Genomic DNA, 17,921 nt, shown 5'->3' with positions numbered 1-17,921 from the left:
TTTCTGCAGTGTCTTAATGCATGACATTCATACGATCCTAACTGGGATACAAGCTTGCAAACGCTGGATTTATGGACTCAAATCAATAGCCTACACGCGCCTATCCGGAAAATTTTGCCATGATTGCTTTCGACAAGCTGGATCTGAATCTAATCAGAGTCTTCGATGCCGTCATGGAAGAGCGCAGCGTGCTTCGTGCAAGCCAACGCCTGCACTTGAGTCAATCTGCTGTCAGTCATGCGTTATCCCGTTTGCGAGAAGCATTGGATCAGGAAATTTTTGTGCGTACCGGAAAAGGAATGACACCTACCAGCTACGCGATAGAGATCAGCGGCCCACTTCGTGCTGCTCTGCACAGCATGAGCAAAACGCTTACCCAGGCAGTTGCTCCCTTTAATCCGGAGGGTGTGAATCGCTCCTTTGTTATCGCGGCAAATGACTACATTTCGGCAACGCTACTGCCTCAACTCAATCAGCAACTGTCGATTGCAGCCCCGGGTATCGATCTGTTGATTACTCCATCGACTCGTCTGGACCTCGCGGAGCAGATCGATCTAGGGCGTATTGACGTCGCGATAGGCACTTTTCGCAGTGTCCCTGAACGATTTCGCACAAAGCCGGTACTGTTTCAGGATGAGGTCTTCGTCTGCAGTGGTGGGCACCCGATTGGCGCTAAAGCGCTGCAACTTGAGGATCTGGCCACGTATCCGCTGGCAGTGGTGTCCTTGGGAGGCGAAGGTGAAGGCGTGCTGAGCGGTTACATACTTGAAAGGGGGCTGGCCCGGCAGGCGCAAATGTATGATCGCAATGCTTTGGAGCATGCATTGAATGAGGCGGGATTATCGGCGCGGCGGCAAATTGTGCTTCCGCATTTTCTGGCGTTGCCGATGCTTCTGGAAGGAAGCGAGCTACTGGCAATCATGCCGCGACCATTGGCCAGGACATTTGCCAGAACCCTGGGATTCATGATCAAGCCATTGCCCTACCCTGTTGCCCGCCAACAGTTGGATATGATCTGGCACACCAGTAATGACAATGATCCAGCGCAACTTTGGCTACACGGCCAAATCAGTGCAGCGGCAGATAAAATCTCTCGATTGCAGGACTGAGCAAGGCCGTTCGTGGCGACATCCTTGCTCAGGTTCGGATCAGGCTCCGCGAAGAGCGCCGGAGAACCCGGCCAAGGCAGCGCCGATCGCCTTGCAACAGGGTAGGCAAGCCCTCGACAACACATTGAAACTCCTCAAGCTTCCACGCTATAAGGGTGCCCCAATTCCTTGTGGAGTCATGTGAATGAACGTTGAATTTCGCCCCGCCCAGCGCTCGGATGCGCGTGAGATCGCTCGTTTGTTCCAGATTACTTCCGAGGGGGCATCGGACTACATCTGGAGCCAGCTGGCCGAACCTGGACAGGATCTGCTGGACGTGGGCGCCATTCGTTATGCCCGGGAAGGGGTGGATTTTTCGTATCTGAATTGCCTGATCGCCGAAGCACAAGGACGCGTCATCGGCATGATGCACAGCTACGCGATGCGTCACGATCCCACCGCCACTCTGACGACCGATCCGGTGCTGGCACCTTATGCCGACATGGAAATCCCCGACACCCTCTATATTTCAAGCCTGGCGCTTCACGACGGCTGGCGTGGCCAGGGCCTGGGGGTGCGTTTTCTCCAGCACGCACAGGCGCGTGCCAATGAACTGGGGCTTGATGGCCTGAGCCTGATCGACTACGCCGAAAATATCGGCGCCCGGCGTTTTTACGAACGCCAGGGTTTCAGTATCGTCAAGTCTTGTCAGATCACGCCCCATCCGATGATCCGGGTGACCGGTGAAGCCTATCTCATGCACCGGCCTTAACGCCGGCCTCGGCTCATCCTTCAGTGCTTGCGTTCGCCTGTAACTCGAAGACTTCCAGGCGCCACACCAAAAAAATCCCGAAAGCGCCGATGAAAATGTGAAATGCTGACGAAACCAGTGGCGACAGCAATTTCCCCAATCGGCCGATTACTTTGCGCAATCAGCTGCCTGGCTCGCGTCAGGCGCAACTCCAGGTAGTATCGGGTCGGTGTCGCCCCCATGAAGCGGCAGAACCATCGTTCCAGCTGGCGCTTGGAAATTCTGACGCAGACAGCCAGCTCGTCGATCGTCAATGGCTCTTCGATGTTCTGGCGCATCAGCTCCAACGCCGACTTGAGCGTTTGCGGCAGCGTCGGGTCCGAGTCGACCCCGATGACCGATATATCTCGCGCATCGTCCGATTCATCGCAGCGCAGCACCTCCTCCACGGCACGAACCAGTTCCTGCTTGCCTGTCTGTCTCATCAGCTCGAGCATCATCCGCAGCGAGCTGTTTGCGCCGGCGCAGCTGATACGCCCCCGATCGAAAACATAGGTACGGCTGGAAACGCTGACTTTCGGAAAGACCTCCGCCATCATGGCGCGGCCGTCCGGATGAAACGCACACTCGAATCCGTCGAGCAAATTCGCTTCCGCCAGGAAAAAAGCACCGTTCCACAACCCACCCAGGATCGACCCGGATGAAGCAGCGGCTCGTAGCTTGCGTCGAAGCACGGGTTCGCCCTGAAGCCGCACACGAAAACCGCCCGCGACGATAACGACCTCCTGATTGTCCTCCAGTTCATCCAGCCCGCAGTCCGCCGAAATGACGATACCCAGGTCGCTGACTACCTGACGCCCGGAAAAACCTACCGTCAGTATCTGGTAGAGCGGTTTGTGGCTCATCAGGTTGGCGGTGACCAGTGCATCCACGGCCCCGGTAAAGGACATCATCGAGAAGTTGTCCATCAGGATAAAAGCCACCCGCACGGGCGCCCCTTCCATCGCCGGCAAGACATCCCCACTGCGATAAGCCATGTTTTTGTTCTTGAGCACGCTTTCAAATGCGTATCGCATGTGACCCTCTTGCGGACCTGGCTACAGCACTTATCCCGACCTGCCCGGGTAAGGCATTGGAGATGAGTGTGCATCTTACCGTGATCGGGCAGGTCAAATACCGCTCAGATACAACAAGCCGTTCAATTCACCCAATGACAAAAGACAGGCCGCCAGACGCAATTATTGGGCGCCCCACCGTTGGCAGCAACCAATAGGAAAACCAGTTGTACGCCAATATCGGGTACTACTTCTGAGCCACCGAGGTGCACTGCAAAGCAAAAAACAGTGCACTTGGTGACAAGCCAGCAGCCGGCATGCACGCGTAGCTTTGTGTCGTGGGGCAGACATCCGTCACGACCCTCACCTGGATAACAACAAGATTTCTGGTGACCCATGAGTACAGTAGATCCGATCACCCTGGCAGTCGTGCGAGGCGCGCTTGAAACCGCGCAGCGCGAAATGACCCTGACGCTGGAAAAAACCGGCCGTTCGAGCGTTTTCAACCTGGCTCACGACTACTCCAACGCCCTCTTCGACCACCTTCCGGAAATGATCCTGCAAGGTCAGGACATTCCCATCCACCTGGGGTCGCTGATTCCTGCAATGAAATGCGTCGCCGGTTTCTTCGGTGATGACATCCAGGAAGGCGACGTGATCTATCACAACGATCCCGCCTACAAAGGCAGCCATATTCTCGACTGCTGCATGTACAAACCGGTCTTCTACAAAGGCGAACTGGTATTCTGGACGGTCTGCAAAGGCCATCTGACCGACATCGGCGGCCCGGTGCCCGCCGGCTACAACCCGGACGCCAAGGAAATCTACGCCGAAGGCTTGCGCATCCCGCCGGTGAAACTCTGGTCCCGGGGCCAGCGTCGCGAAGACGTGATCAACCTGCTGCTGACCAACATGCGTGCCCGGGCTTACCAGGAAGGCGACCTCAACGCGCAATACGGCGCATGCAATGTCGGTGAACGGCACTTGCTCGAGCTGCTGGACCGCTACGGCGTGGAGCAGGTTCGGGCGTGCATCGCCGAACTCAAGGACATGGCCGACCGTCACATGCGCGCGTTGTTGCGTGATGTCCCCGACGGCTTTTACACCGGCACCGCCGTGCTCGAGGACTCGGGCCATGGCCTGGGTGAACTGTCGATCACCGCGCGGGTCGAGATTCGCGGCGACGAAGCCCACGTCTTGATCGAAAGTCCGCCGCAGGTGCCCTACTTCATCAACTCCTACGCCGGCAACTCGGTGTCCGGGGTGTACCTGGGGCTGATGATGTTTGCCCAGGTGCCGCCGCCGTACAACGAAGGGCTGTACCGTTGCGTGACCGTCGACCTCGGCCCACCGGGCACCTTGTGCAACGCGCAAGAACCGGCGCCCCATGTCAACAGCACCACCACGCCCATGGAAACCCTCGCCGATGCCGTGCGCCAGGCCCTGGAACAGGCCGCACCGGATCGCGTCACCGCTTCCTGGGGCCATGCCAGCGGGATCAACATTGCCGGCCACGACCCGCGCAATGGCAACGACGAATACGTGACCATGGTCCTGGCTTCGATCATCTCCGGTGCCGGCGCCAACAAGGCCATGGACGGCTGGCCGGCCTGTGGCCCGCTGTGCTGCTTCGGTGCGCTGATGTCCGGCGACATCGAGTTGCTGGAGTACTCCTATCCGGTGCTCATCCACCGCTACAGCCTGATGACCGACAGCGGTGGTGCCGGTGAATTCCGCGGTGGCTCGGGTACCCGCATTGAAATCGAACCGCTGAACCATGCCATGACCGTGGTCGGTTTCGGTGAAGGTCGGCAACTGCCCACCGCCGGCGCGGCTGGCGCGACCAACGTCCTGCTCGAACCCAAGCTTGGCCGGCTGATCCACCGCAAGGCCGACGGCGAAGAGGACCACTTTACCCACAACGCGCTGCTGACCGCGCAGCCGGGCGAGCGCGTGATCAACGTCAACCCCGGTGGCGGCGGCTATGGCCACCCGTTTCGACGCCCTGTCGCCAGCGTGTTGAACGACGTCCTCAACGGCCTGGTTTCGCCCGAAGGCGCACGCCTGGAGTACGGCGTGGTGATCGACAGCAACGGCCAGCTCGACGAAGCAGCGACCGACGCTACCCGCGCCGCGTATTAATCAAGCCCAGCCCCTTTGAGCAATGTAGAGACTCACACCATGACCAAGCAGCAATATCGTCTGGGCATCGACGCCGGCGGCACCTTCACCGATTTCATCCTCGCTGATCGCAATGGCAACGTGCAGCTGTTCAAGGCGCCGTCGACGCCACACGACGGCACCCTCGCCATCCGTAACGGGCTGGCGCAGATCGCCGATGCCATCGGCCGCACCCCGGCGCAGATCATTGCCGACTGCGACCTGTGCATCAACGGCACCACCGTGGCACTCAACGCGCTGATCGAAAAAGCCGGGGTCAAGGTCGGCCTGTTGTGCACCGAAGGCCATGAAGACAGCCTGGAAATCCGCCTGGGCCACAAGGAAGACGGGCATCGCTACGATGCCAGCTACCCACCGGCCTACATGCTGGTGCCGCGCCATCTGCGGCGCCCGATCGGCGGCCGCATCATCAGTGATGGCAGCGAACACAGCCCGCTGGATGAAAACGCGATTCGCGAGGCGATCGAGTACTTCCGCGAGCAGGACGTCAAGGCGGTAGCGATTTCCTTCGTCTGGTCGGTGCGCAACCCGAGCCACGAGCAACGCGCCGCCGAGATGGTGCGAGCAGCATTGCCCGGGGTGTTCGTCTGCACCGGCAATGAAGTGTTCCCGCAGATCCGTGAATACACCCGCACCTCGACCACCGTGGTCAATGCCTACCTGAGCCCGGTGATGGGCCGTTATATCGAACGTATCGATGCGCTGTTCGAAGAGCTCGGCGCCCAGCAGCCCACTCGCTACTTCCAGTCCAACGGCGGCCTGGCGCCGGGCGCGGTGATGCGCGAACGCGCGGTCAATGCGATCAACTCGGGCCCGGCGTCCGCACCGCAAGCAGGGCTGTGCGTCGCCCAGCCGTTCGGCATCGACAACGTGATCACCGTGGATATGGGCGGCACCTCGTTCGACATCACGCTGAGTAAATCTGGGCGCACCAACTTCAGCAAGGACACCGACTTTCTGCGCTATCGCATCGGCGTGCCGATGATTCAGGTGGAAACCCTCGGTGCCGGCGGTGGCTCGATTGCCTATCTGGACGACTTCGGCATGCTGCAGGTCGGCCCGCGCAGCGCCGGCGCCAACCCGGGGCCTGTGTGCTACGGCAAGGGCGGCGTCGAGCCGACCGTCACCGACGCCAACCTGGCCCTTGGCTACCTGGCCGACGGCGCACTGCTGGGCGGCAGCATTCGTCTCAATCGCAAGGCTGCGATTGAAGCCATTCGCAGCAAGATTGCCGAACCCTTGGGCATCAGCGTCGAACGTGCGGCCATCGGCATCATCACCCTGGTCAACCTGAACATGGTCAGCGGCATCCGTCGGGTGTCGGTCGAGCGCGGTTATGACCCCCGTGACTTCGCCCTGATCGGCGCCGGCGGTGCCGCCGGCATGCACGTCATGCGCCTGGCCGAAGAGATCGGCAGCAAGGTGGTGCTGATCCCCAAAGTGGCTTCCGGGCTGTGCGCTTTCGGCCAGATTCTCTCGGATATCCGTTACGATCAGTTGACCACCCTGCCCATGCGCCTGGACGATGAACAGGTCAACCTGCCATTGCTCAACCAGACCTTGCGCGAACTGCGTGAGCGCGGCATGAACAACCTGCGCGACGATGGTTTCAGCGCCGGCAACAACGTCGAGTGCCGCTACAACCTGGAAATCCGCTACCTGGGCCAGGTGCACGAATGCAGCGTGGAGCTGGCCTGCGATCAACTGGATCAAAAGGGCCTGGTCGCCCTGCGCGAGGCGTTCCATCAACGGCACAAGGCGCTGTTCTCCTACAGCGAACCTGCAAGTCCGGCGGAACTGGTCAACCTCGAATGCTCGGTGATTGCACGCCTGCAACGTCCCCCGATGCCGGAACTGCCCGTCCCGTCCGAGAACGCCCCGGCCAGCCCGGTCGGTCGCCGGCCAATGCTGTTCGACACCCAGGACAACTGGCAGGACACCCCGGTGTACAACGGTGATCGGCTGCAGGCCGGGCAAACCATCCAAGGCCCTTGCGTGATCGAGGAAGCGACCACCAACATCGTCGTGCCACCGGGCTGGCAAGCCACCCTGGCGCCATCGGCCACCTACCGCCTGACGCCCAATGATTGACCCCCGGTAAACATTGGCAAATGATGGCAAAAACGGCGCCGGCGGTTTATCCGCCGACGCCGTCTGTACAGCTCACAAAAATAAAAAACATCAGGAGCGCCATGGCAAACAAACTCTCCACCCGTTATTGGCCCGACAGTGAATGCCAGCCACGCTGGGCCGAAGCGATTGGCAGTGCCTATTTCCCACTGTCCCTGGAGTTCGCGCCAAGCACCCGATTCAGCGGCAGCCTGCAGATCTGGGAAACCAACAGCACCTCCCTGACCCTGTCACGCCTGCGCTCGAGCCAGCTCGGCTACTCGCGCAGCAAAGCCCAGGTCAGTGAAGACCGCGAAGCCTGCTACCTGGTCACCGTACCCCGCCGCAGCGAAGTCCATTTCGAGCAGGACGGCCGCGAACTGCATTGCCGACCCGGCGGCTTTATCTTCGAGCGCGGCGATGCGCCCTACCGTTTTCACTACGCCTGCGACAACGACCTCTGGGTGTTCAAGCTGCCCGAGCGCGCCCTGCATGGACAACTACGCGGCGCCGAACGCTATACACGCTTCTGCTTCGATGCCAAGCGCGGCGTCGGCCGGATTTTCGTCGACCAGCTGGCGATGTGTGCCGCACGCTTCGACGAATGCGACAGCACCGCCCGCCACATGCTGCTGGAACAGGCCCTCTCGACCCTGTTGATGGCCCTGCGCAATGATGAGCGGGTTCTCAACAGCGAAAGCTCGAACCTGGCCGCCTTGCATCTGCAGCGCATAGAGCACTATGTCGAGCAACAGCTGGGCAATCCCGACCTCGCCCCGCAAATGATCGCCGACGCCTGCGGCCTTTCCGTGCGCTATGTGCACAAACTCTTCACCAGCACGCCCTACAGCCTTGGCGAGTGGATCCGCCTGCGGCGTCTGGAGGCCGTCGATCGAGTCCTGCGCGACCCCAACTGCCACCTGTCGATCGGGGAATTGGCCATGCGCTGGGGTTTCAGCGATCAGGCGCAATTCACCCGCAGCTTCCGTCAACACTTCGGCTGCACCGCCAGGGAAGTGCGTGCTCAGGTGACGACGCAAATATCACGGAACTGAATCCCTGTAGCAGCTGCTACATCGGTCCCCAAGATAGCGTTATCTCGTTCCCACGCTCTGCGTGGGAACGAGGAATTGACCTCCATCTATCAACTGGTCAAAGCCGCCACCTTGGTCCGCGCCGCGTGCAGTTTTTTGTAGCTGTCGATCAGGCGCAGGTGTCGATCGAGCCCCTCCAGTTTCATGCTCGTAGGTGTCAAGCCGAAGAAGCGCACACTGCCGTCCACTGAGCCGATCGCCGCATCCATCCGCTCGTTGCCGAACATCCGGCGGAAGTTGACCTCGTAATCGTCCAGTTCCAACTCGTCGTCGAGCTGCACCTCCAACACCACATTCACGGCCTGATAGAACAAGCCTCGCTCGACCGTGTTGTCGTTGAATTGCAGGAAGGTTTCAACCAATTCCTTCGCCTCTTCGAAATTCTTCAAGGCGAGATGAATCAGCAGTTTCAACTCCAGGATTGTCAATTGACCCCAGGGCGTGTTGTCGTCGAATTCGATGCCGATCAACGTGGTGATGTCGGTGTAATCATCCAGCTCGCTTTCTTCCAGACGCTTGACCAGTGCCTTGAGGCTGGCCTTGTCCAGGCGATGCAGGTTCAGGATATCCTCGCGGAAAAACAGCGACTTGTTGGTGTTGTCCCAGATCAGGTCATCCACCGGATAAATTTCCGAGTAATCCGGCACCAGGATGCGGCAGGCCGTTGCGCCTATGTGCTCATACACCGCCATGTACACTTCTTTGCCCAGGTTTTCGAGAATGCCGAACAGCGTCTCGGCTTCGTCGGCATTGGAATTTTCACCCTGGCCGGAGAAGTCCCATTCAACGAAATCGAATTCAGGCTTCGCACTGAAAAAGCGCCACGACACCACGCCGCTGGAATCGATGAAGTGCTCGACGAAGTTGTTCGGCTCGGTCAACGCGTGGCTTTCGAAGGTGGGCTGAGGCAAATCGTTCAGGCCTTCGAAACTGCGGCCCTGCAGCAATTCGGTCAGGCTGCGCTCCAGCGCCACCTCAAAGCTCGGGTGCGCCCCGAACGAGGCGAACACACCGCCGGTACGCGGGTTCATCAAGGTCACGCACATCACCGGGAACTCGCCGCCCAGCGACGCATCCTTCACCAGCACCGGGAAACCCTGCTCTTCCAGCCCCTGGATACCGGCCAGAATGGCAGGGTATTTGGCCAGCACCTCCTGCGGCACATCTGGCAGGGCGAGTTCACCTTCGAGGATTTCGCGCTTGACCGCGCGCTCGAAGATTTCCGACAGGCATTGCACCTGGGCTTCGGCCAGTGTGTTACCGGCACTCATGCCGTTGCTCAGGTACAGGTTTTCAATCAGGTTGGACGGGAAATACACCACCTCGCCGTCCGACTGGCGTACATAGGGCAGCGAGCAGATGCCGCGCTCCTCATTGCCGGAGTTGGTGTCGTACAGATGCGAGCCACGCAATTCACCATCGGGGTTGTAAATTTCCAGGCAGTACTCATCGAGAATCTCGGCCGGCAACGCATCTTTAGGGCCAGGCTTGAACCAGCGTTCGTTCGGGTAATGCACGAACGGCGCGTTGGCGATGTCTTCGCCCCAGAACTGATCGTTATAGAAAAAGTTGCAGTTCAGTCGCTCGATGAACTCGCCCAATGCCGACGCCAGGGCGCCTTCCTTGGTCGCGCCCTTGCCATTGGTAAAACACATCGGCGACTGCGCATCGCGGATATGCAGCGACCAGACATTGGGAACGATATTGCGCCATGAAGCGATTTCAATCTTCATGCCCAGGTCCGCCAAGATCCCCGACATGTTGGCGATGGTCTGCTCCAGCGGCAGATCCTTGCCCAGGATATAGGTGCCACCTTCCGAACCCGCCTCGGAATTGGACGCAGGCATCAGCAACGCCTGGGCATCGGCATCCAGATTTTCCACCTCTTCGATCACGAACTCAGGGCCGGTTTGCACGACCTTTTTCACCGTGCAACGGTCGATGGAGCGCAAAATGCCCTGACGGTCTTTGGCGGAGATGTCCGCCGGCAACTCGACCTGAATCTTGAAAATCTGGTTGTAGCGGTTTTCCGGATCAACAATATTGTTCTGCGACAGGCGAATATTATCGGTGGGAATATTGCGAGTTTCGCAGTACAACTTCACAAAGTAAGCCGCACACAAGGCCGATGAAGCCAGAAAGTAATCGAACGGACCCGGTGCCGAGCCATCGCCCTTATAGCGGATGGGTTGATCGGCCACCACCGTGAAGTCATCGAACTTGGCTTCAAGCCTAAGGTTGTCGAGAAAGTTAACCTTGATTTCCATGCGGGATTACCTGAATAACGAGCCAAACGATTTGGCCGCCATTCTCCCATGATTTGGCTCGAAAGCCGTCATTCAGTCGCCGGAACGCCCAGGAACCGACAGACAGCGCCCAGAACCACCTCTGGTGCTTCTCGATGGGGGACATGATGGCAATGATCCAGGATCAGACAATCGCCGGGGGGCGTCGACAGTCCGGCGATACGCGCGGGATGCAGAACGGACCCGTATTCGTCTTGCTCGCCATGAAGAACGAGCAGTGGGCAGTGAATCCTGTCCATGCCGCTTTCAATAGTCCACTCGCTGAATTCCTCTGCAAGCCAGGTTTCCGTCCAGGCTGACAGCACCCATTGGGCTTTTTCTCCATGGTATTTCTCGAGCCGCGCCATCTGCCCCGGCTTTTCGAATTGCGCCTTCGCAAGCCGTATGCCGTGCAGCGTCCTGTCTTCAACGAAAGCCTGGGCCGAGACCGTGATCAATGCGCTGCAGCTCTCGGGGTACAAGGCCGCACAGGTCGCCGCCATCGCCCCGCCGACGCTATGACCCAGAGCGACAAACCGATCGATCTGCAACGCTACCCTGAGGTGCGCAAAGAAGCGCTCGGCCTCGTCCCGGATAAAATCCAGGGGTAATTCCCCAGGGTAGGCGTCGGACTGCCCGAAACCGAACCGGTCATAGGCAATCACCTCCTGCCCGGTGGCCTGACAGAGCTGTTCCGGGAAATCCCGCCACAGCTCGACGCAGCCAAGGGAGTCATGGAAAAGAATGATCGGCGGTTTGACCGGATTGCGTTGTTCGCCCGCCGGGAACCACCGACGAGCAAACAGCCGTCCGCAGGGTGTATCGATCCAGAGCGTTTCGGTACTGATGAACAATGGCATTGAAGTCCTCGGCTGACAGCTTGGCTAGGCGCATTGTTGCACAGGTGCCGAACACTGCTTTAATCAAACACTGGGCCATGCCCATGAGCCCTTGCGGTCCGACGCTATGGAGCCAGCCCGAATCGCTCAGAAGGGAGCGCAAGGATGGACCGTCTCACCGACCCGAACATCATCCCCGAATACATCACCTATCCATCACCCAAAGGCCACGGGCATGTCCGAGGCTATCTCGTGCGCCCTGCGAAAGTGACCGGCATTGGTTACCTACCCCTTGGGCGCCAGCACTTCCAACAATAACAAGCAGAGGTGGAACATGGTCTGGCAGCAAATCTACGATCCCTTCGGCAACCCGGTGCTATCGACCCTCATGGCGGCAGTGCCGGTGGTGGTGATGCTCGCCTCCCTGGCGTTTTTCCATATCAAGGCGCATCTCGCGGCATTGCTTGCCCTGGCCTCGGCCTTGCTGATCGCGATCTTCGCCTTCGGCATGCCCGCGGGCATGGCAGGTTCCGCTGCGCTCTTCGGCGCCGCCAACGGCCTGCTGCCGATTGGCTGGATCGTGCTGAACATTATCTTCCTGCATCGGCTGACCACCGAGAACGGTTCGTTCAAGGTGCTGCAGGACTCCCTCACGCGCATCACCGACGATCGCCGCCTGCAGCTCCTGCTGATCGCCTTCTGCTTCGGGGCCTTCTTTGAAGGGGCTGCCGGGTTCGGCACGCCCGTGGCGGTCACCGGGGCGATTCTGATCGGGCTGGGTTTCTCGCCCCTGGCGGCCTCTGGCCTGGCATTGATCGCCAATACCGCGCCCGTGGCGTTCGGTGCCCTGGGCACGCCCGTCATCACCCTGGCCAAGGTGACCGGGCTGGATGAAATGGAACTGTCGATGATGGTCGGCCGGCAATTGCCGTTTTTCTCGGTGATCGTGCCGTTCTGGTTGATCTGGGCCTTCGCCGGCTGGCGCAAGATGCTGGAAATCTGGCCGGCGATCCTGGTCACCGGGGTCAGCTTCGCGGTGCCGCAGTTCGTCGTTTCCAACTTCCACGGACCGATGCTGGTGGACGTCATCGCCGCGCTGATTTCCATGGCCTGCCTGACCGCTTTCCTCAAGGTCTGGAAGCCCTCTCACGTGCATACCTCCGCCGCCTTGTCGGGCCGGGTCGACAACTCCAAGGTCGAGGACGAAAAGACCGAGCCCAGCGCGACCTTTGCCAGCGATGCCAAGCCCGCGGTGATGCGCGCTTGGATGCCGTGGATCATCCTCACGGTCTTCGTTTTTGCCTGGGGCACCCAGGGCTTCAAAAACATGTTCGATACTCGCCCTGCGCTGGATCCGCAAACCCACGCGGCCAGGCTCGACCCCCAGGGCAAGCCGATGCGCGAGGCGAACCCGATCTTCGCACCCGCAGTGACGTTCACCACCCTGCATCTACAGGTCGAGAAGGTACCGCCCGTGGTGCCCCAACCCAAAGCCGAGGAAGCGATCTACAAGTTCACCTGGTTCACCAGCACCGGTAGCGGCATCCTGCTGTCGGCGATTCTCGGCGGTCTGCTGATGGGATACTCCATCCCGCAACTGGTGCGCCAGTACCTGCGAACCCTGTGGGTGGTGCGCTTTTCGCTCATCACCATTGCGGCCATGCTCGCCCTCGGTTTCCTCACCCGCTATTCGGGCCTGGATGCCACCATGGGCCTGGCCTTCGCCGCAACCGGCATCTTCTACCCCATGTTCGGTACGCTGCTGGGTTGGCTGGGGGTTGCCCTGACCGGCTCGGACACAGCGTCCAACGTGCTGTTCGGCGGTTTGCAACGGGTGACCTCCGAGCAACTGGGGCTCAGCCCGGTGCTGATGGCCGCGGCCAACAGTTCCGGCGGGGTCATGGGCAAGATGGTCGATGCCCAGTCGATCGTGGTGGCGTCCACCGCCACCCGCTGGTACGGCCACGAAGGGGAAATCCTGCGCTACGTCTTTTTCCACTCCATCGTCCTGGCCATTCTGGTCGGCGGGCTGGTTACCTTGCAGGCGTATGTGGCGCCGTTCAGCCATATGGTCGTGGGTGGGCATTGATCGGTGCGGGCCTGGGGTCGTGAACCGCCGAGCGGCGCTCACACCCGGGTGTTGAGCGCCACCGCGGCGCGAATGAGCGCTTTCAAGGCTTCTTCATCGATACGCTCGCCCTCATGGATATCGATGGCCCGCCGGGTGTTGCCTTCCAGGCTGGAGTTGAAAAGGCCTGTAGGGTCCTCCAGCGAGGCACCCTTGGCGAAAGTCATCTTCACCACCTTCTTGTAGGTCTCACCGGTGCAGAGGATTCCGCCGTGGGACCACACCGGAACCCCTCTCCACTTCCATTGCTCGACCACTTCAGGGTCGGCCTGCTTGACCAGTGCCCGGACCCGAGCGAGCGTCTCGCCACGCCAATCACTCAACTCCTTGATTCTCGCATCGATCAGCTCAGAGGCATTGACGCCCTCCTCTGCCTGCATTGAGTCGATTTTCTCCTTGCTCACCGTGGTCGTCGCCTTCTTCATGATGCTGGTCGTCCCTGTCAGGGTGGGTGCCGCTCGCCGGATTCCTGAGTATTGCTGATTGATGGATTCCTTCCAGGTGATCAACGAGCTCCTCGTTCCCACGCTCTGCGTGGGAATGCCGTGCCAGACGCTCCGCGTCGACCTGCACGAGCGCAACGCTGAGCGTTGCAGGATGCATTCCCACGCAGAGCGTGGGAACGAGAAAGCCCGCTCCTACAGGGTGCAGAGCAATCACCCCTGGCGCTGAGCGACCCAGTATTCATGCAAGGCACGGACAGCCGGTTCGATCGCCGCTACACGCTGAAGATGTTGCGCAACATCCAGATCCGCCGGCAATTCGAAGTTGTCCTGCTCGGCGCAGGCAGCAATCACCTGCAACTGCGCGGTCTGGGGCGCTGGCAGCTCGGGCCAGTTGCCCACTGCGACACCTCGCAGGTAACCAAAGCACCATTCTTCAGCCAGGGTGAGTGTCTGGCCCTGGTGCTCGGTCTGTTCAAGGCGTGGCTTGAAGGCTTGTGCATGCATGGCCAGCTGGGTGGCCAGTGCATTCATGTGACGCACACTGAGCTCGATGAACTGCTTGCCCTCCTCAGGGCTTTCCCAATCCGGGTTCTGCCCACCCCAGATGGCCGGGAACCACTCGGCGATGTCCACCTGCGCAGGGCCGGAAACCAGCGCGGTGAAGTAGCCGTCGAGCTCCGAGACATTGAGCACTGAATGATCGTCACCGTATTTCAGCAGGGTGTCTTCGAGAAGCTCGAATTCGGTGGCGTTGAGGGATTCATTTTGCATGGGAAAGCTCCTTCGCTTCTCCGACGCTGGAAAAAGGCGTGGAGGATGACGCTTGCAGATGATTTTATCCAGATCAGTCAGCACAAGCCTCGGCGAAAACCTGTACCACCTGATCGATAACGGCTCGAATCCGGGCGGTGTGGCGCAGGTCTGCGTGGGTCACCATCCAGACGTCGTACGGCCTTTTTCTCTCGCGTTCCGGCCAGAGCCGGACCAGCCCGTCCTGCTCGCCGATGTACTGGGGAATCTCGCCGAGGCCGAGGCCGGCCGCAATGGCCTTGCGCACCATCATGCTGGAGTTGACGGCCGCGACGATCCGCCCGCTGCCGATAGATTCACCCACCAGCGAAGGCTCCCTGTTCCCGCTGAGCCAGGGTTCATACACCACCAGATCATGCCCCATGAACGCCCTTCCCGGCTCAGGCACGCCATGACTGTCGAGGTACGCCTGGGACGCGTAAAGGCACATCGGCCAGCGGGCAAGCCTTCTCACGATCAGGTCGGGGTTATCGGGTTTCTGTGTCCGTATAGCGATGTCCGCCTCGCGCCGGGAAAGGTTCAGCAGCTGTGAGGACGTGTTGAGCACCACGCGCACATCCGGATGCTCGGCATGCACCCGGGCAATGGCGGGGATGACGAAGTCAACGGCGAGGAAGTCGGTGGTGGTCACCCGCACTTCGCCCGACAGCGCCTTGTCCAGCCCCTGGGTCCTGCGCATCAGCTCGGTGGCGGCAGCCTCCATGCTCTCGGCGGCTTCGAATGCGGCCTCCCCGGCCGCGGTCAGCAAATAGCCCGTGGACGTGCGCAGGAACAGCATGGAGCCCAGGTTACGCTCCATCGCGGCGATGCGGCGCCCGACTGTCGCCTGGTCGACGTGCAGCGCTCGCGCCGCCCCGCGAAGGGTCTGTTCTCGGCCAAGGGCCAGAAATACCCGGGCATCGTCCCAGTTCATGGGTTCACCTCGTGATGCATTTATGCATCCTATCAATGAAATAACACTGCGCGACTGCATCATACAAGGCTACTAGCATGGCGAGCATCCCGACTTGGCCCCAGCCGGCCAGGTCCTACTAACGAGGAAGCAACCATGCAGAGTCTCAACGCCCCCATCCCCCTGCACATGACCGCAATCGAGATCACCCGGCCGGGTGGCCCCGAAGTCCTGATGCCGGTGCAACGGCCGACGCCTGAGCCCGGCCCCGGCGAAGTACTTGTTCGCGTCCAGGCAGCCGGAGTGAACGGGCCTGACGTACTGCAGCGCCAGGGCTTGTACGACCCACCTGCCGGTGCTTCCGATATCCCCGGCCTGGAAATCTCGGGAGAAGTCGTCGCCCTTGGCAGCGCATCCAGCCGCTTTGCCATCGGCGACAAGGTCAGCGCCCTGATCCCGGGTGGCGGCTATGCCGAGTACGCCGTGGCCGACGAACGCACGACGCTGCAACTGCCCAAGGGCTTGAGCCTCATCGAAGCGGCGGCACTCCCGGAAACCTTCATGACCGTCTGGGTCAATCTCTTCCAGCGCGGCCAGTTCAAGCAAGGCGAGACCCTGCTGATCCATGGCGGCGCCTCCGGGATCGGTACGACTGCGACCATGCTGGGCAAGGCATTCGGCGCGGCGAAGATCATTACCACCGTGGCCAATGAAGAGCACCGTCAGGCAAGCCTGGCGTTGGGGGCCGACGTGGCAATCAACTACCAGCAAGCGGACTTCGTCGAAGCAGTAATGGAGGCCACCGACGGTCGCGGCGTGGATGTCATCGTCGACATCATCGCAGGCGATTACGTGGCCAGGAATTTCCAGGCCGCCGCAATGAACGGGCGCATCGTCCAGATCGGCGTGATCAAGGGTGCGGCAAAGGATCTGGACCTCTTCCCCATGCTGGCCAAGCGCCTGACCCACATCGGCTCGACCCTGCGCTCGCGCAGCCCCGACGAAAAGGCGCAGATCATCGCCGAGCTGGAAGCGCAGGTATGGCCGCTGATCCAGGCCGGCAAGCTCAAGCCTGTGATCTTCGAGACGTTCAAGCTCGAACAGGCCCGCCAGGCCCATGAGCTGATCGACAGCGGCCGTCATATCGGCAAGATCGTGCTGACCTCACCGCACCTTGGCTGAGACCGCTACTCGAAGAGCAGGACCAGCATCAAGTCAGACGCTGGTACCTGACGACTTTGGGTTCGCCGTCAAACAACCCGGCGGCGCGGGCAAGCGCTTGTTGAAGATGAGGCGTCTGCCAATGCTGTGCTTCAAACTCCGGGCCCTGCCACGCCTCGAAGGAAGAAAACTCCAATGGGTTGGTCAAGGACTGGTAATAACCATACTCCAGGCAGCCCGGCTCCTGACGGGACTGCTCGCTCAACTGCGCCAGCAACCCGCGCATTTCTTCAAGCCCGGCTGGCTGCACGGCGAAACTTGTCATCACATAAAGTCGAGTATTCATATCTGCTGAGCACTCCTGTTGAAGTACTCCTGAGGATAGCCCTATGCATTGTCGAGTTTGTCGCGCAGAAACTCGATAAACCGCTGAGTCTTCGCCGGCAGCAGCCGCGTCTCGGTGAGGGCGTAGACCGAGATGGGCGAGGCATGCCACTGCGGCAATACTTTGCACAGCGTTCCATTGGCAAGGTCCTGGGCCGCGATGCCTTGCGCGAGTAACGCGATACCCAGATCCAGCGTCGCCAGACGCTTGATCATGCCCACGCTATTGAGTTCGAATCGGCCGCCAATCTCCACATCCTCAGCCCCTTCATCGCTGGTGAGCGCCCAGCGCTCGGCACCGGGTCCGCGCAAGCGCAGGCATTCGTGGTTGATCAGATCCGAGGGATGCGCAGGATGACCGGACAGTTCGAGATAGCGCGGCGATGCATACAGGCAGCGTCGCAAGCTGGCGAGTTTGCGAGCGATCAGGTTCGAGGTCGCAGGCTCGCCCATGCGAATGACCACATCGACCGGTTCACTGATCAAGTCGACCTGACGCGGGGTCAGATCGAACTCGAAGCTGATACCAGGATAAAGCCGGGCAAACTCGGCGGTGTGACCCTGACCACTACCAATCAGCTGATTGCAGAACTTGCAGGAAGCTGGGCTACGCCAGAAGGCGGCCAATTGGTGCAAGTGCTGATGACTGCGCTGTGGAGCGGGCTTGCCCGCGATTCAGGCGGCGCGGACTGCCTGAA

The 17,921-nt window shown here is 60.3% G+C and carries 14 protein-coding genes and 3 pseudogenes; 9 read left to right on the top strand and 8 right to left on the bottom strand.

Features of this window, described 5'->3' with window-relative positions; genetic code table 11:
• Positions 1 to 119: 119 nt before the first annotated feature.
• Both F2S13_RS06915 and F2S13_RS06910 read left to right on the top strand, forming a co-directional pair.
• A complete protein-coding gene (locus F2S13_RS06915) occupies positions 120 to 1,109 on the top strand; it encodes a LysR family transcriptional regulator (protein WP_166359723.1) in 990 nt (329 codons plus the stop codon).
• Between the two features lie 184 nt (positions 1,110 to 1,293).
• Positions 1,294 to 1,860, top strand: a complete 567-nt coding sequence (locus F2S13_RS06910; RefSeq protein ID WP_166359722.1) for a GNAT family N-acetyltransferase — start codon at positions 1,294 to 1,296, stop codon at positions 1,858 to 1,860.
• 20 nt (positions 1,861 to 1,880) lie between these two features.
• Here F2S13_RS06910 and F2S13_RS06905 read toward each other — a convergent pair whose 3' ends face one another.
• The gene (locus F2S13_RS06905) at positions 1,881 to 2,915 is read right to left on the bottom strand and encodes a GlxA family transcriptional regulator (RefSeq protein ID WP_166359721.1); all 1,035 of its coding nucleotides are present in this window, start codon (positions 2,913 to 2,915) and stop codon (positions 1,881 to 1,883) included.
• Positions 2,916 to 3,290: 375 nt separating this feature from the next.
• Between F2S13_RS06905 and capB the strand changes: the two genes are divergently transcribed.
• The 3 genes from capB to F2S13_RS06890 all read left to right on the top strand — a co-directional run bounded on the left by capB (position 3,291) and on the right by F2S13_RS06890 (position 8,239).
• Positions 3,291 to 5,036, top strand: a complete 1,746-nt coding sequence (gene capB, locus F2S13_RS06900; RefSeq protein WP_166359720.1) for a caprolactamase subunit beta — start codon at positions 3,291 to 3,293, stop codon at positions 5,034 to 5,036.
• Positions 5,037 to 5,075: 39 nt separating this feature from the next.
• A complete protein-coding gene (capA, locus tag F2S13_RS06895) occupies positions 5,076 to 7,166 on the top strand; it encodes a caprolactamase subunit alpha (RefSeq protein WP_166359719.1) in 2,091 nt (696 codons plus the stop codon).
• A 101-nt stretch (positions 7,167 to 7,267) separates the two neighbouring features.
• A complete protein-coding gene (locus tag F2S13_RS06890; protein WP_166359718.1) occupies positions 7,268 to 8,239 on the top strand; it encodes an AraC-like ligand-binding domain-containing protein in 972 nt (323 codons plus the stop codon).
• An 89-nt stretch (positions 8,240 to 8,328) separates the two neighbouring features.
• On the opposite strand, the gene F2S13_RS06885 is transcribed toward F2S13_RS06890, so the two are convergent.
• Together F2S13_RS06885 and F2S13_RS06880 are read right to left on the bottom strand one after the other, a co-directional pair.
• On the bottom strand, positions 8,329 to 10,545 hold the full coding sequence (locus F2S13_RS06885; RefSeq protein WP_166359717.1) for an OsmC domain/YcaO domain-containing protein: 2,217 nt from the start codon (positions 10,543 to 10,545) through the stop codon (positions 8,329 to 8,331).
• Between the two features lie 68 nt (positions 10,546 to 10,613).
• The gene (locus F2S13_RS06880; RefSeq protein WP_166359716.1) at positions 10,614 to 11,423 is read right to left on the bottom strand and encodes an alpha/beta fold hydrolase; all 810 of its coding nucleotides are present in this window, start codon (positions 11,421 to 11,423) and stop codon (positions 10,614 to 10,616) included.
• Positions 11,424 to 11,576: 153 nt separating this feature from the next.
• On the opposite strand from F2S13_RS06880, the pseudogene F2S13_RS06875 reads away from it, so the two are divergent.
• A pseudogene (locus F2S13_RS06875) lies at positions 11,577 to 11,678 on the top strand (YghX family hydrolase); the annotation flags it as partial.
• A 58-nt stretch (positions 11,679 to 11,736) separates the two neighbouring features.
• Positions 11,737 to 13,491: an L-lactate permease gene (locus tag F2S13_RS06870; RefSeq protein ID WP_166359715.1), complete on the top strand. Its 1,755-nt coding sequence runs from the start codon at positions 11,737 to 11,739 to the stop codon at positions 13,489 to 13,491.
• 38 nt (positions 13,492 to 13,529) lie between these two features.
• Here the strand turns inward: F2S13_RS06870 and F2S13_RS06865 are convergent, their stop codons facing one another.
• The 3 genes from F2S13_RS06865 to F2S13_RS06855 form a co-directional block, all read right to left on the bottom strand.
• Positions 13,530 to 13,910 carry a DUF1801 domain-containing protein gene (locus F2S13_RS06865; protein ID WP_246237801.1) on the bottom strand — a complete coding sequence of 127 codons (381 nt, stop codon included), beginning with the start codon at positions 13,908 to 13,910 and terminating at the stop codon, positions 13,530 to 13,532.
• A 276-nt stretch (positions 13,911 to 14,186) separates the two neighbouring features.
• The gene (locus F2S13_RS06860; RefSeq protein WP_166359713.1) at positions 14,187 to 14,747 is read right to left on the bottom strand and encodes a UPF0149 family protein; all 561 of its coding nucleotides are present in this window, start codon (positions 14,745 to 14,747) and stop codon (positions 14,187 to 14,189) included.
• A gap of 73 nt (positions 14,748 to 14,820) precedes the next feature.
• Complete coding sequence (locus tag F2S13_RS06855; RefSeq protein ID WP_166359712.1) at positions 14,821 to 15,699, bottom strand: LysR family transcriptional regulator; 879 nt, start codon at positions 15,697 to 15,699, stop codon at positions 14,821 to 14,823.
• 168 nt (positions 15,700 to 15,867) lie between these two features.
• Between F2S13_RS06855 and F2S13_RS06850 the strand changes: the two genes are divergently transcribed.
• A complete protein-coding gene (locus tag F2S13_RS06850) occupies positions 15,868 to 16,860 on the top strand; it encodes an NAD(P)H-quinone oxidoreductase (protein WP_166359748.1) in 993 nt (330 codons plus the stop codon).
• Positions 16,861 to 16,888: 28 nt separating this feature from the next.
• Here the strand turns inward: F2S13_RS06850 and F2S13_RS06845 are convergent, their stop codons facing one another.
• Complete coding sequence (locus F2S13_RS06845; RefSeq protein ID WP_166359711.1) at positions 16,889 to 17,185, bottom strand: putative quinol monooxygenase; 297 nt, start codon at positions 17,183 to 17,185, stop codon at positions 16,889 to 16,891.
• Positions 17,186 to 17,226: 41 nt separating this feature from the next.
• Positions 17,227 to 17,775 (bottom strand): annotated as a pseudogene (locus F2S13_RS06840) (substrate binding domain-containing protein); the annotation flags it as partial.
• Here F2S13_RS06840 and F2S13_RS29365 point away from each other — a divergent pair.
• Positions 17,773 to 17,877: pseudogene (locus F2S13_RS29365) on the top strand (isochorismatase family protein); the annotation flags it as partial. The pseudogenes F2S13_RS06840 and F2S13_RS29365 sit on opposite strands and share 3 nt — an antisense overlap.
• Positions 17,878 to 17,921: the final 44 nt, after the last annotated feature.

Origin of the sequence: Pseudomonas akapageensis (assembly GCF_011355085.1) — a bacterium.
Classification (GTDB): Bacteria; Pseudomonadota; Gammaproteobacteria; order Pseudomonadales; family Pseudomonadaceae; genus Aquipseudomonas; species Aquipseudomonas akapageensis.
The sequence above is the reverse complement of the archived record's forward strand: the minus strand, read 5'-3'. Positions and strand labels throughout refer to the sequence as shown.

Bases quoted from the DNA above. Each gene is read 5' to 3' on its own strand.
- F2S13_RS06915 (WP_166359723.1), top strand. From the start codon at position 120: ATGATTGCTTTCGACAAGCTGGATCTGAATCTAATCAGAGTCTTCGAT.
- F2S13_RS06885 (WP_166359717.1), bottom strand. From the start codon at position 10,545: ATGGAAATCAAGGTTAACTTTCTCGACAACCTTAGGCTTGAAGCCAAG.
- F2S13_RS06905 (WP_166359721.1), bottom strand. From the start codon at position 2,915: ATGCGATACGCATTTGAAAGCGTGCTCAAGAACAAAAACATGGCTTAT.
- capB (WP_166359720.1), top strand. From the start codon at position 3,291: ATGAGTACAGTAGATCCGATCACCCTGGCAGTCGTGCGAGGCGCGCTT.
- capA (WP_166359719.1), top strand. From the start codon at position 5,076: ATGACCAAGCAGCAATATCGTCTGGGCATCGACGCCGGCGGCACCTTC.
- F2S13_RS06865 (WP_246237801.1), bottom strand. From the start codon at position 13,910: ATGCAGGCAGAGGAGGGCGTCAATGCCTCTGAGCTGATCGATGCGAGA.
- F2S13_RS06910 (WP_166359722.1), top strand. From the start codon at position 1,294: ATGAACGTTGAATTTCGCCCCGCCCAGCGCTCGGATGCGCGTGAGATC.
- F2S13_RS06850 (WP_166359748.1), top strand. From the start codon at position 15,868: ATGACCGCAATCGAGATCACCCGGCCGGGTGGCCCCGAAGTCCTGATG.
- F2S13_RS06890 (WP_166359718.1), top strand. From the start codon at position 7,268: ATGGCAAACAAACTCTCCACCCGTTATTGGCCCGACAGTGAATGCCAG.
- F2S13_RS06860 (WP_166359713.1), bottom strand. From the start codon at position 14,747: ATGCAAAATGAATCCCTCAACGCCACCGAATTCGAGCTTCTCGAAGAC.
- F2S13_RS06880 (WP_166359716.1), bottom strand. From the start codon at position 11,423: ATGCCATTGTTCATCAGTACCGAAACGCTCTGGATCGATACACCCTGC.
- F2S13_RS06855 (WP_166359712.1), bottom strand. From the start codon at position 15,699: ATGAACTGGGACGATGCCCGGGTATTTCTGGCCCTTGGCCGAGAACAG.
- F2S13_RS06870 (WP_166359715.1), top strand. From the start codon at position 11,737: ATGGTCTGGCAGCAAATCTACGATCCCTTCGGCAACCCGGTGCTATCG.
- F2S13_RS06845 (WP_166359711.1), bottom strand. From the start codon at position 17,185: ATGAATACTCGACTTTATGTGATGACAAGTTTCGCCGTGCAGCCAGCC.